The organism is Jatrophihabitans sp. (genome assembly GCF_036389215.1).
GTDB lineage: Bacteria > Actinomycetota > Actinomycetes > Mycobacteriales > Jatrophihabitantaceae > Jatrophihabitans_A.
The window spans coordinates 1-14610 of sequence record NZ_DASVQG010000248.1 but is presented as its reverse complement, the minus strand read 5'-3'; the positions used below and the strand labels follow the sequence as shown (position 1 = coordinate 14610).

Below are 14610 nucleotides of genomic sequence, written 5' to 3'. Positions count from 1 at the left end.
GGCCCAGTCTAGGGGGTGACTGCGGGTGCGCGCGCACCTGGCGTTGTGCAACGCCGTGACTGTTTGCCGGTTATGGCACTTGCCGCGTCAGACCGGTTGGAGGGCTTGGTGCGGCTCGGCGGGCAGCTCCAGCGCTATCGGGTCGCCCGGTTTCACAGGGCCGCCGTGTACCACGACGCTCATGATGCCGGCCTTGCGGATCAGCCGGCCCGCTTCGTCGTGGTCGAGCACCTGTTTGAGCAGGCCGGGCTGGAACCGGTCGATCTGGACGCAGGGGTTGCGCAGGCCGGTGACCTCTATCTCGGCTTGCGCTCCCAGCTTCAATCGGGTGCCGGTGGGCAGGTTGAGCAGGTCGAGGCCGCGGGTGGTGATGTTCTCGCCCAGCTGGCCTGGTGTGACGTCGAAGCCCTGGGTGGCCAGTTCGTCGAGCAGCTCGGTGGCGATCAGGTGGACCTGGCGCAGGTTCGGCGCGGACGGGGTCCAGCGCCTGCGGGACCGGTGCTTGACGGTCGCGCCGGCGTGCGCGTCACCCTGTACGCCATGGCCGGCTATCAGCTCGATCCGCTCGGCGGGGGTCTTGCTGAAGCGGTGCCGGGCGTGTGCGCTCACCGCCACCACCACCGGCCGCTCGCTGCTCACCCAGCCATCCTGCCACCCGGGAAAGGGCTGCCCTTGTGCTAGTGCCCGACCAAGCGGCCAGGGACGCCCGCACGCCGCAGGAGGTCGCCGACATGACTGGTCAGCCCTACCGCTCCGTGAATTCGAATTCCGGCGCCTTGCTCATGCGCTCGCACAATCAGCGCCCGCAAATGTTCCAGGCCGTCAGAGACGGTGAAATCGAGCCAGGTCTCCGCCTCGCCAGCGCTGACGACATCGGCGGCGGAGAAGAACTGCCGGGCGATATGCAGCTGAACCACCCAGGCCCGGCCGCCGTCATGCACCCATTCCAGCCGGACCGGCCCCAGTAGCTTCCGGGCGGTCGCCGTGAGCCCGCGCACATCGGCGAGCACCGCATCCGGCAGGGCCGCCGGTGCCTGCTCGCCAAGCATGAAGGTGTCGCCTCGACCAGGCACACCCTGGATGAAGTCATCACGGTCGGCACTGGCCATGGTGGCGCCGGACCAGACGGGCTCGACGCCCTGCTGGGCCAGCACCGAGGCGATCGCGTCCCCGTGCGGATCCTCCTTCGCCAAGAGGGCGTAGGGGTCGCTCCAATGGGCGAGCGTGGTGTACCGACCGGGCGCCTGTTCGGTCGGGCAGGTACGCAGCCAGGTCTCGGCCGTCGAGGTCGGCTCACCGAAGCTGAACGGCGCCACCCGCCGGGAGATCACCGTCGTCCTCGGCACCGGCAAGCCGGCCAGGTATGCCATCAGCAGGCCGTACGCCTTGTCGCCGATGTGCCTGCTGAACCTGTTTGGCCAGTCTAGCCGGGGGGACAGGTCGCCGGTTGTTGCCACGGGTTCGATCTCCCACCAGAGCGTGTGCGAACGGCGGTAGCCCACCCGGGTCGGATGGATGGAGAACTCGAGCCGGTCGCCCTTCGCATCCGGGAGGTCAGGTGCGAATCCGTATACCGTCTCCAGCAGCCGCCGGCCGAGTTCCTGTGGAAGTGAGGCGACCCCCTCCTTCTCCACGGCCCGCGGGGTGTCGTCCGGCGCGAACTCCAGGATGCCGCCCAGCGCGACGCCGGAGATTCCGCCGTCGCTGACGTCGACGGTTTCGTTGACGATGGTGAGATAGCCGTCCGCGGCCAGCGAGCGCACCAGCGAGACCGCGTCCTGCGCGCTTCGGAGGCCGTAATGGAACGGGCAGCCCTTGTCCTGGTCCGGGCGGAAGCTGCGGACGTTGATGCTGCCGGAAACGCTGGCCGCGAGCAGCGCCTCGACGGCCGCCGCGGGCTGCGCCGGATCCAGGCTCGGGTCGGTGACGATGCGGTGGTGGCGCAGCCGGGGCTGCGCACCCGGGCCGAAACTCACGAACTGAGCGACATTGCCCTTCTCCGCAAGCCGATCCAGCCGGTCATCCTTCAAATCTGCCATCACGAGGCATCTCTGGAGCCCGCGTAGCCAGGCCGGCTCCGCGAATGCGCCCTGCTGATTTGCTCGAGGGCGTCTCGTTGGCAAGCCGAGCTGAGGCCGGCAGCGTCGAGTTCACCCGCCGCGTCCTCCAGCAGGCGGAGGCCCACCTGCGAGCTCAGCGGTTGCAGTGTTGCGTCAAGCACCGACCGGCCGCCCGTGACTGCGGCGGCGAATTCGAGCGCGCACCCGGAACTGTAAGACCACCCATCCGCCAGTACGACTGTCTGAACGAATCGGTCGATCACCCGAACCCAGAACCGGTGGTAGTCCGGCTGCTGCCATCCGGGGATGGCGCCCAGCCGAGTCGGGTCGATGACCGGGTGGTTGAAGGTGCGCTCAACCCGAGCGACGAGCGGCCGCACCGCCTCGATGTTGCGCCGTACGACCTGTCCGAGCTGCACTTCGTACGCTGGACCGCCCTTGCCCAACGCTTTGCCCTCACGGCTCCACCACTCGACGAATTCCGGTCCGGTGGTGATCGGGGTGCTGATGTAGTAGGCGTCGCGACGGTCCCCGAGCACCGTGGCCAGGGTCGCCAGCAGCGTCTCGGCGAGTTCGGAGGCCTCGCCAGCCGACTCGGCGGGCATGTCCGCCCAACGCCTGCTGGCATCCTCCAGAAGTGCGCCCACTCCGTGGCCTGTACCAGCCGCCATCTTGCCCCTCACGGTTCCTAGCCATCGTTGGAGCGATTATCCAGCCAACCTACGACAGTCTGCGGCGGATCCGCGACAATGAGCCGTGCGCGCCGGCACGAGTCGATAGCCTGCCGGGGTGACACAGCCCGCAGCCGCCAGGTCGCCCAGCTCGGCGAGCCACCGTGGCGTGCGCCAGATCTTGCGGTCCTTGATGAGGCGACTCGCCGGACCCGCCTGCGGATGTCACGTGCCTGCCGGCACGGTCGAGCCTGATCCGGTTGAACACGAGCTGGACGAACGCTTCAAGTTGCTGGAGTTCAGCTACAAGGAAGTGCTCGACGCGACCAAACACCAGGACGACAAGATCAACCGGCTGCTAACCGCCGTGGCCTTCCTCACCGCCGCCACCCTGGCACTGGCCGGTTTGCACGGTGGCGATCCGCTGGCTGCTCGCTACCTCGTCGACGGCCGCTTCGCACTGCCGCTCGGGCTCATCTGCCTGGCCGGGTTCCTTGTCGGAGTGTCCATCACGGTGATCATGCTCATCGCCAGCCTGACCACACCACTGGTATTTCCGGGCGGTGCGAAGCCGATAGCGCCGACCATCCGATATGTCACGGAGGTGGAGTCGGGGCAGATCTACTTCAACGAGATCTCCCGCACCGCCTTGCCACAGTGGTACCTGAAGTGGCAACAGGACACGGCCGACCTGAAACGCGAGCGCAACGACTCGCTGATCCGGGAGACCCACAACCTCGCCGTCCGGACGGAGTTCAAGTACCAGCGGAGCAACGAGGCGGTCGCTGTGCTCTCGTTCGCGCTGCTGTCCTTCGTGCTGTCGATGGTCCTGATCCTGCTGGCCGCCGGCCGGCAGCAGTCCGGCAGTCCCCTGACGCTCAACCTGACAGCGCGCGCCATCCTTGCGGCGGTGCTGTTCGGCTACTCCATGCTGCAACTGGTAGGCACCCAGCGGAACGCGCCGCCGACGGTGCTCGACACCGCTTACCCAGCACGTCGCTGGCGTATCCCTGCGCCGTGGTGGAACCGTCTCTATGCAGTGCTCACTTCCCTGGTGGCGCCCGAACTCATCCTGCTGCCGTCCGTGCCAGAACGCATACGCATGCCACTTGCGATCGCCGCACCGCTCGCCGCCTGGCTAGCGCTGGGCCTGGCGCTGCCCTGGCGCACCACAGCTGTGGAGCAGGAGCGCCGGAGGGTAGCGGAGGGCTTGCTGGGTAAGTTCGCGGCCGAACTGCCCCCGATGAAGACCTCCGGCAACCGGGCGCTGCGCTCATGGCTCATCGCCCTGGGAGTAGCGGTGTTGTACGGCGCCGTGGGCATACTTGCCGTCCGTGCGCCGAGGTACCAGGAGGTCCTCGGCTTGAGCGGCGCATACGCGGCCGGGGTGGTGCTGCTGCTCGGCGGGGTCTGGCAGATCGCCCGCCGGCAGGCCCGGCGCGCCGAGAAGTTCCGCAAGGAGGCCGAGCAGGCAGTCACCTCCGCGGGAACCTAGAGCAGGGGGGCTGGGCGCTGAGGACCGTCCGGTTGCCGCTGGCCCGAGGGCAACCATGCTGCCCAAGGCGGCGAAAATACGGCTGCGACGCAGCAGATGCCTGTGACTGGGTCCGGGCATGCAGATGACTGTCCAGACACCGACCGCGAACGGGCTGGAACCAGTCGTCATGGCGCTGGCTTCCTGGCAGCGCGACGGCCTACCGGTCCAGTTGCACCCAGGCGATCTCGGGTGGCAGTGGCGGTTCGGCGCCGACGCTCTAGCCGATTCCCTGCGTGTCTGGAGCCGGGACGAGGAGATCGTCGCAATTGGACTCGTGGATCACGGCGTCATCCGGATGGCCCTCGCGCCGTCCGTCAACGAGGACGAGGATGTCGCTCGGGTGCTCGTACGTGACCTGGAGGACTCCTCCACTGGGGTGCTACCTGCCGGAAGTGCCGTCGAGGCCCGCTTCGGGCAGGCGTTGCGATCGCTGCTGGACGCTCACGGATGGCTGCCGGACGGGCCGTAGACGCCGCTCCACCGTGACCTCAGACATCCCGTGAAGGCCTGCTCCCTGCGAGTCGAGACCGTCGGGCCATCGCACGTGGAAGACCGGGTGGCGGTCCAACGCGCCGCTTTCGCAAGCTCGACCTTCACGGTCGACCGGTGCACACGATGGCTGCGGGGATCACCTACCGGCAGGCAAGGTGCCCCGTCGGGTACGACGACGAGGGCGTCGCCGTGGCGGCCGCCACGGTGTGGTCCGCGGGGCCCGGCAGGCCTGGCCTGCTCGAGCCCGTGGGGGTGCACCAGGACCACCGCGGCGGCGGGTACGGCAGGTCGATCACCCTCGCGGCCGCTGCCGCCCTCCGGGATATGGGTTCTCGAGTGCGACCGTCGCCACCCCACCTCGAACAAGGGAGGCGTCGCCACCTACGCCGCAGCCGGCTTCGACGCCGCTCCGGACGTCACCGATTTCCGGCGGCCCGTCTAGACCGTCGTCATTGCGTCATTCGACACGAGGGGACCTCGACCAGTGGCGGTCCCTGAGAGGTGCGTTGGCGGACCGGCTTGCGAGCATTGACGGTTCGTGCAGGCGGCGCTAGGACGTACCGGCGATGCCGAGGAACACCATGATGCCGCGGTTGACGCGAAGCAGGTCGGCATCATCGAGAACGCCTACCTTGCTCCCCAATTTCCGACGGTGAACGGTCGTGATCTTGTCGACCATGAGACGGCTTGTGGCATCCAAGCCGTTGGTGGCCGACGGCGCTATCTCCAGTCGAATCAGCGGAGCGTCGGTCGGGTCGGAGGTGAAGAGACACACGGTCACCGAGTCGGTGTCGAAGTGATCGTCCTGAAGGATGAGAGCCGGCCGCGGTTTGCCCGCGTAGTCACCACCACCGGCGACCGTCCAGATCTCGCCCCGTCTCACTCCTCCGGCCAGTCAGACACCGAGTCGACGAACGCCTGATCTGATCCAGCCTCCAGACTGGCGGCGACGGCACGGGACTGCCGGTGCGCCTCCTCGGCGAACCCTGGAGCGGTCACGTCAGGAACCCAGATCTGGATCGGACGTAGACCTTGCGAGCGCAACCGGGCGCGGTAGGCCCGCACCCGGGCGCGAGTCGTCGTACCAGCCACTAGCGCTCACCTCCGCTTGTTACATGTAACGCTAGCAGTTGTCCGAGGGCAATGCAGTCCTGTCATCGCCGTCGCTCCGGGTGAGACGTCGCCGCATCGCCTCGTGAGGAGCTCTTCGGACCCGCCGAGACCTGCGCGATCTCGGACCCGGACGCAGCCAGCTGCCGCATGGCCTCGGGTCGGACAGGATCGCGCAAAGTTTCGGGTTGTATCACAGCAGGGGCAACTGAGCCCTGAGGTCTGCCCGGTTGCCGCTGGCCCGGACCTGACCGGCGGCCAAGGCCTGGTGCCAGTCCAAACGACCGGTGGCCAACCGCAGGAACGTCACCGGATCGGTCTCCACCACGTTCGGCGGCGTCCCGCGGGTATGCCGGGGCCCGGCTATGCACTGCACGGCCACGGCCGGCGGCACCCGCACCTCCACCGACCGGCCGGGATACTTCGCCGCCAGCATGCCGGCCAGGCTGCGCACCCCCGCCCCGAGCGCCGAGCGATCCAGCGCGATCGGCTCCCGGTCCGGCAGCGACCGGCTCAGGTCATCCGAATGAGCCAGCACCTCGAAGATCCGGGTGGTCAGGTAGTCCGCGCCGCCGATCGGTCCCCGCGGCGCAAGAACCACCTTCGGCAACGGCTCCGCCAGCCGGGATCGCAGGTCGCTGAGGGCCAGGTCCAGCTCGGTGAGCAGGTCACCCGGCGTCTGGCCGGCGGCAAGTTCGGCAGTCGCCGCGTCGATCAGCTCGGCGTCGGGCCGGTAGCGCGCGACGTAGTCGTGCAGCGCCAGCGGTGCGCCGTCGGTCGGCTGGTCAAGCGCTCGCTGCAGCCCGCGGAACACCATCACCACGTGCCCGGTCAGCAGCCGGACGTCCCAGCCGGGCAGCACGCTGGGCCGGCCGAACGCCTCGTGGGGCAGCTCCGCCAGCCAGTTGCGGATCAGCGCGGCCTGGGTGAACAGCGGCCGGGTCGGCTCGGCGGGCATCTCAGCCGAACAGCGCCGGCAGCGTCGAGGCCCAGGCCACCCGGAGTTCGGCCATCGGCAGCCGGAACTGCCCCTGCACCTCGACGGCGGACTCGAGGATGTCCAGCACGCCGATCTGCTGGGCCGGCAGCTCCCGGGCGGTGCACAGGCCGGTGAACCGGTCCTCCGCCGAGCGCGGCACCGCCACGATCGCCCGGCCGGCCGACTCGGAGAACAGGAACACGAACGGGTCCATCCCGTCCGGCACGATCAGCCGGATGCCCGAATGACCGCGCAGGCAGGCCTCGGCCACCGCCACGAACAGCCCACCGTCGGAAAGGTCGTGGGCGGCGTCGAGCAGGCCGTCCCGGGAGGCGTCGATCAGCACGTCGGCCAGCAGCTTCTCCCGCCGCAGGTCGACCGCCGGCGGCCGGCCACCGAGGAAGCCGTGCGCGACATGGGCCCACTCCGAGCCGCCGAACTCGTCCCGGGTATCGCCCAGCAGGTACAGCCGGGCGCCGTCGCCGCGCAGCACCATCGGCGTCCGGCGGGTCACGTCGTCGATCACCCCGAGCACCCCGACCACCGGCGTCGGCAGGATCGCGGTGTTGCCGGTCTGGTTGTAGAAGCTGACGTTGCCGCCGGTCACCGGGATGCCCAGCTGCTGGCAGCCGTCGGCCAGCCCGCGGACCGCCTCGGCGAACTGCCACATCACCGCCGGATCCTCGGGCGAGCCGAAGTTCAGGCAGTTCGTGACGGCCAGTGGCCGGGCGCCGGTGACGGCGACGTTGCGGTAGGCCTCGGCCAGTGCCAGTTGCGCGCCGGCGTACGGATCGAGCCGGCAGTACCGGCCGTTTCCGTCCACCGAGACGGCGATGCCGACATTGCTGTCCGTGCCGTCCGGCCCGGGCAGCCGGACCATGCCGGCGTCCTCCGGCTGGGCCAGCACCGTGTTGCCCTGCACGTACCGGTCGTACTGGTCGGTGACCCAGGACTTGTCGGCCAGGTTGGGTGAGGAGATCAGCTTGACCGCGGTGGCCCGCAGCTGCTCGCCGGTCCGGGGTCGCGGCAGCCCGTTGCCGTGCTCGCCGTTGAGCGCGTCCTGGTCGTACGGGCGCCGGACCGGCCGCCGGTAGACCGGTCCCTCGTGGGCCAGGGTGCGCGGCGGGACGTCGACGATCGTCTCGCCGTGCCAGCGCATCACCAGCCGGTCGCCGTCGGTCACGGTGCCGAGCACGGTGGCGGTGACGTCCCACTTGGCGCAGACGGCGAGGAACGCCTCCAGGTTCTCCGGCGTCACCACCGCCATCATCCGTTCCTGGGACTCGCTCATCAGGATCTCTTCGGGCGTCAGCGTCTCATCGCGCAGCGGCGCCAGGTCCAGGTCGATGTGCATGCCGCCGGTGCCGGCCGCGGCAAGCTCGGTGGTCGCGCACGACAGCCCCGCGGCGCCCAGGTCCTGGATGCCGGTGACCAGGTCGGCGGCGAAGATCTCCAGGCAGCACTCGATCAGCACCTTCTCGGCGAACGGGTCCCCGACCTGCACCGCCGGCCGCTTGCTCGGCCCACTACGGCGTCGGCTCGCCTCCGCGCTCGGCTCCGCTCCTCGCTCGCTGGCGCTCGCTGCGATGCTCGCCTCGCTGCCCCCCTCGCGCTCGAAGCTGGCCGACGCCAGCACGGACGCGCCGCCGATGCCGTCGCCACCGGTCCGGGCGCCGAACAGCACCACCAGGCTGCCCGGCCCCTCCGCCTTCGCCAGCTTGATCCCGTCCGCCGGCAGCACCCCGACACAGAGCGCGTTGACGAGCGGGTTGGCCAGGTAACTGGAGTCGAACACCAGCTCGCCGCCGATGTTCGGCAGCCCCAGGCAGTTCCCGTAACCGCCGATTCCCGATACGACGCCCGGCAGCACCCGGGCCGTGTCCGGAGCATCGGCCGCGCCGAACCGGAGCGAGTCCAGCACCGCGATCGGCCGCGCGCCCATGGTCAGGATGTCGCGGACGATGCCGCCCACCCCGGTGGCCGCGCCCTGGTGCGGTTCGACGTAGGACGGGTGGTTGTGCGACTCGATCTTGAACGTCACCGCCTGGCCGTTGCCGACGTCGACGACGCCGGCGTTCTCCCCCATCCCGACCAGCAGGATCTTCTCGGCCTCGGCCGGGACCTTGTCGCCGAACTGCTTCAGGTGCACCTTGGACGACTTGTAGGAGCAGTGCTCGGACCACATCACCGAGTACATCGCCAGCTCCGAGCTGGTCGGCCGGCGGCCCAGGATCTCCCTGATCCGGGCATACTCATCGCGCGCCAGGCCCAGCTCGGCGTACGGCTGCGGCTGATCGGCGGAGGACTCGGCGGCCTGCACGGTGTCCAGCGGGGTCCGCCGCCGGGTGGCCGTCACGCGCTGACCAGGCTGGTCAGGACGGAGCTGAAGAAGCCCAGCCCATCGGCGCTCGGCCCGGTCAGCGGGTCGATCGCGTGTTCGGGATGCGGCATCAGGCCGACCACGTTGCCGGCGGAGTTGCAGATGCCGGCGATGTCGCGGTACGAGCCGTTCGGGTTGGCCCCGAGGTACCTGGCCACCACCCGGCCCTCACCCTCGAGTTCGTCCAGCACCCGCTCGGCGGCCACGTAACCGCCGTCGATGTTCTTGATCGGGATCACCAGCTCCTGGCCGTCGGCATAGTCGGCCGTCCAGGCGGTGCCGGCGTTGGCGATCCGGATTCGCTGGTCCCGGCAGACGAACCGGCGCTCGGCGTTGCGGATCAGCGCGCCGGGCAGCAGGTGCGCCTCGCACAGCACCTGGAAGCCGTTGCAGATCCCGAGCACCGGCAGGCCGTTGCGAGCGCCGTCGATGACCGATTCCATCGCCGGCGAGAACCGGGCGATCGCACCGCAGCGCAGGTAGTCGCCGTAGGAGAAGCCACCCGGCAGCACCACCGCGGCGACGTCCGAGAGCCACTTCTCGCCGTGCCAGAGGGGCACCGGCTCGGCTCCGGCCAGCCGGATCGCCCGCACGGCGTCGCGATCGTCAAGGCTTCCGGGAAAGGTCACTACTCCGACACGCACGCTCACGCCCACAGGCTACCGGCTGCCGCCGGAAGGCCCCGCCGGGCGCAGCGGTCAGCGAGTCAGGGGTCAGCGGGAAATGGTGAAGTCCTCGATCACCGGGTTGGCCAGCAGCGTGTCGGCGAGCTTGGTCACGGTGGCGTCGTCGAGGTCGTCGTCGACGTCGAGTTCGAAGTGCTTGCCCTGGCGGACCGAGTTGACGCCCTCGATACCCAGCCGGGTGAGAGCACCGAGGATGGCCTGGCCCTGCGGGTCCAGGATCTCGGGCTTCATCACGACGTCGACTACCACGCGGGCCATTGCTCGCTCCTTGTTCCTCCGCTGCGTCCTCGGCCGCCAGTGTTCCTCAGCGGCCAAGTTCCTCGGGCCGCCCAGGTTCCTCAGCTGGGCGCCAGCCTAGTGCAGCGGTCCTGCCGTAGCCTCGGCGTCCGTGCAGCGCGTCCTGATCGCAGGCTCATCCGGGGCAGGCAAGTCGACGCTCGCCGCGGAGCTCGGCCGCCGCCACCAGCTGCCCTACACCGAACTCGACTCGCTGTTCCACGGCCCCCGCTGGGTACCGCGGCCGGAGTTCCTCGACGACGTCCGGGCGGTGGTGGCCGGCAACCGCTGGGTGTCGGAGTGGCAGTACGACGAGGCCCGGCCGCTGCTGCTGGCGCGCGCGGACACCCTGATCTGGCTGGACTTTCCGCGCCGCAGCGTGATGCATCGGGTGCTGCGCCGCTCGTTGCGGCGAGCCCTGCTCCGCGAGCGGACCTTCAACGACAACACCGAGGGATTCCGGAACTGGCTCGATCCCGGGCACCCGGTCCGCTGGGCGTGGTCGCACCACGAGCACGCCCGGGCCAGGGTGCTGGCCGCGATCGAGCAGCGCCCGGAGCTGACCGTGCTCCGGTTCCGGTCACCGGCCGAGGTCCGGCGCTGGCTGGCTTCGGTGGGCCCAGCCTGACCCGGCCGCACCGCTTCCGCCGCACCGCTTCCGCCGCACCGCTCACGCCGCACCGCTCAGGCTGGGCCCGCGGGGGCTTGGAAGGCCGCTTGGAAGTCCGCCCGGAACAGGCCCATCAGGATGGTGTCCTCGTACCGGCCGCCGGACCAGGTGTGCTCCCGCTGGCGTCCCTCCTCGACGAACCCGACCGCGCGGTAGCAGCGCAGCGCCCGCTCGTTGCTGTGGTGCACGTCCAGCCAGAGCTTGCGGAAGTTCTGCATCCGAAAGCCGTAGTCGACGAGCAGGGTCAGCGCCTCCCGGCCGTAGCCACGGCCCCAATAGGCACGGTCGCCGATGCCGATGCCGACCGCGGCGGTGCCGTTGCGCCGGTCGACGTGGTGCAGCCCGCAGTCCCCGATGAACACGCCGTCGGCCTCGATCGCGAAGTTCGGGCTCTCCTTGTTGTTGGCCTGCTCTTCGAAGAACTTGCGCACCACCTCATGCGACCGGGGCCGAGGCGGATCACCGCCGCCGAGCAACTCGAACTCGACGTCGTTCTTGAACTCGGTCAACCTCGGGATATCTGCCTCGGTGAAGGCCCGAAGCCTGACCAGCTTGCCGACCAGCATCGCGATGCATCCCATCCGTCTCAGCTGGCGGGCCGCTTGCCGCGGGTGTGCGGGGCCGTCAGATCCGAGCCGGCGCCAACCAGTCGGCGAACCGTAACCCGGTGAGCCGCTCGTACGCATCCAAATATCGCTGCCGGGTGGCGGCGACCACCTCCTCGGGCAGCGGTGGCGGCGGCCGGTCGGAGTGCCGGTCCCAGCCGGAAGCCGGCGAGGTCAGCCAATCCCGGACGTACTGCTTGTCGTAGCTGGGTTGCCGCCGGCCGGGCTGCCACTGATCGGCCGGCCAGAACCGCGACGAGTCCGGAGTCAGCACCTCGTCGCCCAGCATCAGCTCACCGGTGCAGGAGTGCAGCCCGAACTCGAACTTGGTGTCGGCGAGCAGGATGCCGCGGGCCGACGCGAGGTCGCGCGCCCTGGCGTAGATGGCAAGGCTGAGATCGCGCAGCCGGCCGGCGGTCCTGGCGCCGACCTGCTCGACCACGGCGGAGAAGCTGATGTTCTCGTCGTGCTCGCCGACCGCGGCCTTGGCGGCCGGGGTGAAGATCGGCTCGGGCAACCGGTCGCCGTCCACCAGCCCCGCCGGCAGCGCGATGCCGCAGACCGACCCGGTCGCCTGGTAGTCCAGCAGGCCACCACCGGTCAGGTAACCGCGGACCACCGCCTCCACCGCGATCATGTCCAGCTTGGTGCACAGCATCGCGCGGCCGCGCCAGGCGTCCGGGATCAGCTCGTCGTCGCAGCTGATCAGGTGGTTGTCGACCAGATCGGCCAGCTGGCCGAACCACCAGACCGACATGGCCGTCAGGATCCGGCCCTTGTCCGGAATTGCGGTGGGCAGCACGTGGTCGAAGGCGGAGATCCGGTCGCTGGCCACCATGATCAGGTGCCCGGTGTCGGTGGCGTACAGGTCGCGCACCTTGCCCGAGTGCAGGTGGGTGAACCCGCTGTCAGCCTGATGGCCGGGCTGCTCGGTGGCCGGAGTCGTGGGCACGGGGCGATCCTGTCACACCCCGGATAACGATGGCTTGCCTAGTAGCCGCCTAGCCGCCTAGTAGCCGAGGCCCCGTCCGCTGCCTGGTCCCGTCAGGGCTGGAACAGTTTCCACTGCCCCTCGGAGACGACCTGGGCGGCGCCGTCGACCACCCTGATGGCGGTCTCATCGTCGATCGCGTACGTCGGCGCAGGAATCCGTGCCGCCCACCGCTGCGCGTTGGCCAATGAAGCGTCGGGGTGCTCGGGATGCTCCAGGTGCGGGATCACCGCGAAGTCGACGAGTCCCGCTCCCTGCCCGGTGACCAGGATCCGGGCGAGGTCACCGTGGGGCGTGGTGAAGACGATGTCCTCGGACTTCAGCGGTCCATCGCTGCCGCGGGGCGGTTCGTGGTAGGTCTCGACGAAGGTGGAGGTAGCAGCGATGCTGCCCGCGCTCACCCCCACGTAGACCGCCTCCGAGCGCAGCGTCGGCAGTAGGTCGGTCACACCGGAGCGCCGCATCCAGTTGGCGAGGAAGAGCGGGTCGCCGCCCCATACCAGCAGCGCGTCGGCGTCGCGGACCGTGGGCACCCAAGCACCTTCGGAGATGCTCGGCAGCGCCGTCAGCTCAAGGATTCCCAAGGACTTCCAACCCAACCCAGCCAATAGCGATGAGGCTTCACCGCAGAGTGCTCGCCATGCCCCGTACGCCCCGCCGGGGAAGGGATAGATGGCGGTGGGGATGAACAGGGCGTTGCACTCGGCGATCGGTTTGCCCAGCAGCTCAACCAGCGCGTCGCGGATGCTGCTGTTCCTGATCCCGGCCGAGGTGAGGAGAGCTCTCATGTTCCGCCCTTCCTGAGTGCACTCTCGCACGACCGGCATCCTGTCACACCCGGATAACGATGCAGGTTTCATCGCACTGCCGTGCAACCTTCAGCGGTGCATCGCGTCTGACAGCCGTACATACTTCGCAAGCGGAGTCGGCCAGACCAACCGGCCAGGACGGACAGGCTCAGTGACGCACACGACCGAGCTCGACTTCACCGGCTTGTACACCGCCCATCGGTTGCCGCTGGTGCGGATGGTGGTGCTGCTCGTCGATGACATCGGCACCGCGGAGGACGTGGTGCAGGAGGCGTTCGCCGCGCTGCACCAGAACCGGTACCGGCTGCGTGACCCCGACGCCGCGCTGGGCTACCTGCGCACCGCCGCCGTCAACAACGCCCGGTCGGTGCTGCGCAAGCGCCAGACCGCCCGCCGGCACCTGCGGCTGGCCCGGCAGGAGTTCGCCGAACCGGCCGACAGCGAACTTCTGCTGACAGCCGCGCACCAGCAGGTGCTGGCCGCCGTCCGGCAGCTGCCGCCACGCCAGCGCGAGGTACTCGCCCTGAGGTACTGGGCAAACCTGTCCGAGACCGAGATCGCCGAAGCGCTGAGCATCTCGCGCGGGGCGGTGAAGTCCAACGCCAGCCGCGGCATGGACAAGCTCGAATCGATCCTGGGGGACGTGCGATGAACAGCCAGACCGAAGACCGGCTCCGCGCGGCGTTCGACGCCAAGGCCGAGCAGGTCACCGCCGAGCGACTCAACCAGCTGGCACCTCGGCGACAGCTGCTGACCGAGGACGGGACGGGCTGGGACCCCGTCGGAGACTCGGGAACCGGTGTGCGGATCTCCGCCGAGACCGACCTCGGTGACGACGTGACGCCACTCGACACCGACCATGGCGCCAGCCCGGGCCGACACAGCCGCTGGTTCGCGCCGCTGCTGGCCGCGGCGGCAGTAGTCGCGGTCGCAGTGGGGGTGACCGCCGTCTCGGCCACCAGGAACGACGGCACGCCCCGGCCGGGCAACTCAAGCGCGCCGGCGTTGCTGGGCGCGAACCAGCAGGCCGACCGCTCGACGATCCCGTGGAACCAGGTCGACGCCGGCTGGACGGTCGCCCTGTGGATCGCCGCGACCATGGCGAAGGAGCCGGATCTGCTCCCGGTCCGGCCGCAATCGGTGTTTCTGGTCAACCCGATCGGCGGCCGGTACCTGATCACGATCCTGAAAGGCAATTTCACGTTGCAGCTGGCGGACTGGTCGACCGACGTCCGGACGGCCCTGCTGATCCGACAGGGCGACAAGGCGAGCGAGGTGATCCGGCTCGATCTCTCCACCGGAAAGACCCGATCGTTCACGGCGGCCGGCAAGCTGCGGCTCGCG

At 69.5% G+C, this 14610-nt stretch carries 17 protein-coding genes and 1 pseudogene; 6 read left to right on the top strand and 12 right to left on the bottom strand.

Features of this window, described 5'->3' with window-relative positions:
* Window positions 1-87: 87 nt before the first annotated feature.
* Genes VF542_RS14000 through VF542_RS13990 form a run of 3 tightly spaced genes read right to left on the bottom strand, consistent with a single transcriptional unit; the run spans window position 88 to window position 2707 of the window.
* Window positions 88-639, bottom strand: coding sequence for an MOSC domain-containing protein (locus tag VF542_RS14000; protein ID WP_408652317.1), 552 nt, complete (start codon window positions 637-639; stop codon window positions 88-90).
* A gap of 38 nt (window positions 640-677) precedes the next feature.
* Complete coding sequence (locus tag VF542_RS13995) at window positions 678-2039, bottom strand: hypothetical protein (RefSeq protein ID WP_408652316.1); 1362 nt, start codon at window positions 2037-2039, stop codon at window positions 678-680.
* Window positions 2039-2707, bottom strand: coding sequence for a hypothetical protein (locus VF542_RS13990; RefSeq protein ID WP_408652315.1), 669 nt, complete (start codon window positions 2705-2707; stop codon window positions 2039-2041). Before VF542_RS13990 ends, VF542_RS13995 begins: the two co-directional genes overlap by 1 nt.
* Before the next feature lie 253 nt (window positions 2708-2960).
* On the opposite strand from VF542_RS13990, the gene VF542_RS13985 reads away from it, so the two are divergent.
* From VF542_RS13985 to VF542_RS13975, 3 genes are all read left to right on the top strand, one after another.
* Window positions 2961-4226, top strand: coding sequence for a hypothetical protein (locus VF542_RS13985; RefSeq protein WP_408652314.1), 1266 nt, complete (start codon window positions 2961-2963; stop codon window positions 4224-4226).
* A 118-nt stretch (window positions 4227-4344) separates the two neighbouring features.
* Entirely contained in the window at window positions 4345-4737 is a 393-nt protein-coding gene (locus VF542_RS13980) for a hypothetical protein (protein ID WP_408652313.1), read from the top strand.
* 146 nt (window positions 4738-4883) lie between these two features.
* Window positions 4884-5258, top strand: a complete 375-nt coding sequence (locus VF542_RS13975) for a GNAT family N-acetyltransferase (protein WP_408652342.1) — start codon at window positions 4884-4886, stop codon at window positions 5256-5258.
* A gap of 52 nt (window positions 5259-5310) precedes the next feature.
* Here VF542_RS13975 and VF542_RS13970 read toward each other — a convergent pair whose 3' ends face one another.
* The 6 genes from VF542_RS13970 to purS all read right to left on the bottom strand — a co-directional run bounded on the left by VF542_RS13970 (window position 5311) and on the right by purS (window position 10173).
* The gene (locus VF542_RS13970; RefSeq protein ID WP_408652312.1) at window positions 5311-5643 is read right to left on the bottom strand and encodes a type II toxin-antitoxin system PemK/MazF family toxin; all 333 of its coding nucleotides are present in this window, start codon (window positions 5641-5643) and stop codon (window positions 5311-5313) included.
* Window positions 5640-5852: an antitoxin MazE family protein gene (locus VF542_RS13965; protein ID WP_408652311.1), complete on the bottom strand. Its 213-nt coding sequence runs from the start codon at window positions 5850-5852 to the stop codon at window positions 5640-5642. The genes VF542_RS13970 and VF542_RS13965 overlap by 4 nt, the downstream gene beginning before the upstream one ends.
* A 211-nt stretch (window positions 5853-6063) precedes the next feature.
* Window positions 6064-6828 (bottom strand): maleylpyruvate isomerase family mycothiol-dependent enzyme, encoded by a 765-nt coding sequence (locus VF542_RS13960; protein WP_408652310.1) that lies wholly within the window; start codon window positions 6826-6828, stop codon window positions 6064-6066.
* A gap of 1 nt (window position 6829) precedes the next feature.
* The gene (locus tag VF542_RS13955; protein WP_408652309.1) at window positions 6830-9205 is read right to left on the bottom strand and encodes a phosphoribosylformylglycinamidine synthase subunit PurL; all 2376 of its coding nucleotides are present in this window, start codon (window positions 9203-9205) and stop codon (window positions 6830-6832) included.
* Window positions 9202-9879 (bottom strand): phosphoribosylformylglycinamidine synthase subunit PurQ, encoded by a 678-nt coding sequence (gene purQ, locus VF542_RS13950; protein ID WP_408652308.1) that lies wholly within the window; start codon window positions 9877-9879, stop codon window positions 9202-9204. Before purQ ends, VF542_RS13955 begins: the two co-directional genes overlap by 4 nt.
* A 63-nt stretch (window positions 9880-9942) precedes the next feature.
* Window positions 9943-10173 (bottom strand): phosphoribosylformylglycinamidine synthase subunit PurS, encoded by a 231-nt coding sequence (gene purS, locus VF542_RS13945; RefSeq protein WP_408652307.1) that lies wholly within the window; start codon window positions 10171-10173, stop codon window positions 9943-9945.
* A 130-nt stretch (window positions 10174-10303) separates the two neighbouring features.
* On the opposite strand from purS, the gene VF542_RS13940 reads away from it, so the two are divergent.
* The gene (locus tag VF542_RS13940; protein ID WP_408652306.1) at window positions 10304-10819 is read left to right on the top strand and encodes an adenylate kinase; all 516 of its coding nucleotides are present in this window, start codon (window positions 10304-10306) and stop codon (window positions 10817-10819) included.
* A gap of 56 nt (window positions 10820-10875) precedes the next feature.
* Here VF542_RS13940 and VF542_RS13935 read toward each other — a convergent pair whose 3' ends face one another.
* The 3 genes from VF542_RS13935 to VF542_RS13925 form a co-directional block, all read right to left on the bottom strand.
* A complete protein-coding gene (locus VF542_RS13935) occupies window positions 10876-11442 on the bottom strand; it encodes a GNAT family N-acetyltransferase (protein ID WP_408652305.1) in 567 nt (188 codons plus the stop codon).
* A gap of 43 nt (window positions 11443-11485) precedes the next feature.
* Complete coding sequence (locus VF542_RS13930) at window positions 11486-12418, bottom strand: phosphoribosylaminoimidazolesuccinocarboxamide synthase (RefSeq protein ID WP_408652304.1); 933 nt, start codon at window positions 12416-12418, stop codon at window positions 11486-11488.
* A 92-nt stretch (window positions 12419-12510) separates the two neighbouring features.
* Complete coding sequence (locus VF542_RS13925; RefSeq protein ID WP_408652303.1) at window positions 12511-13245, bottom strand: Type 1 glutamine amidotransferase-like domain-containing protein; 735 nt, start codon at window positions 13243-13245, stop codon at window positions 12511-12513.
* A gap of 172 nt (window positions 13246-13417) precedes the next feature.
* Between VF542_RS13925 and VF542_RS13920 the strand changes: the two genes are divergently transcribed.
* Window positions 13418-13918: a SigE family RNA polymerase sigma factor gene (locus tag VF542_RS13920; protein WP_408652302.1), complete on the top strand. Its 501-nt coding sequence runs from the start codon at window positions 13418-13420 to the stop codon at window positions 13916-13918.
* Window positions 13915-14610, top strand: a pseudogene (locus VF542_RS13915) (hypothetical protein); the annotation flags it as partial. The gene VF542_RS13920 and the pseudogene VF542_RS13915, both read left to right, overlap by 4 nt.

Coding starts and splice junctions, on each gene's coding strand:
- VF542_RS13975 (WP_408652342.1), top strand. CDS start 4,884: ATGGCTGCGGGGATCACCTACCGGCAGGCAAGGTGCCCCGTCGGGTAC.
- VF542_RS13925 (WP_408652303.1), bottom strand. CDS start 13,245: ATGAGAGCTCTCCTCACCTCGGCCGGGATCAGGAACAGCAGCATCCGC.
- VF542_RS13935 (WP_408652305.1), bottom strand. CDS start 11,442: ATGGGATGCATCGCGATGCTGGTCGGCAAGCTGGTCAGGCTTCGGGCC.
- VF542_RS13960 (WP_408652310.1), bottom strand. CDS start 6,828: ATGCCCGCCGAGCCGACCCGGCCGCTGTTCACCCAGGCCGCGCTGATC.
- VF542_RS13995 (WP_408652316.1), bottom strand. CDS start 2,039: ATGGCAGATTTGAAGGATGACCGGCTGGATCGGCTTGCGGAGAAGGGC.
- purS (WP_408652307.1), bottom strand. CDS start 10,173: ATGGCCCGCGTGGTAGTCGACGTCGTGATGAAGCCCGAGATCCTGGAC.
- VF542_RS13980 (WP_408652313.1), top strand. CDS start 4,345: ATGCAGATGACTGTCCAGACACCGACCGCGAACGGGCTGGAACCAGTC.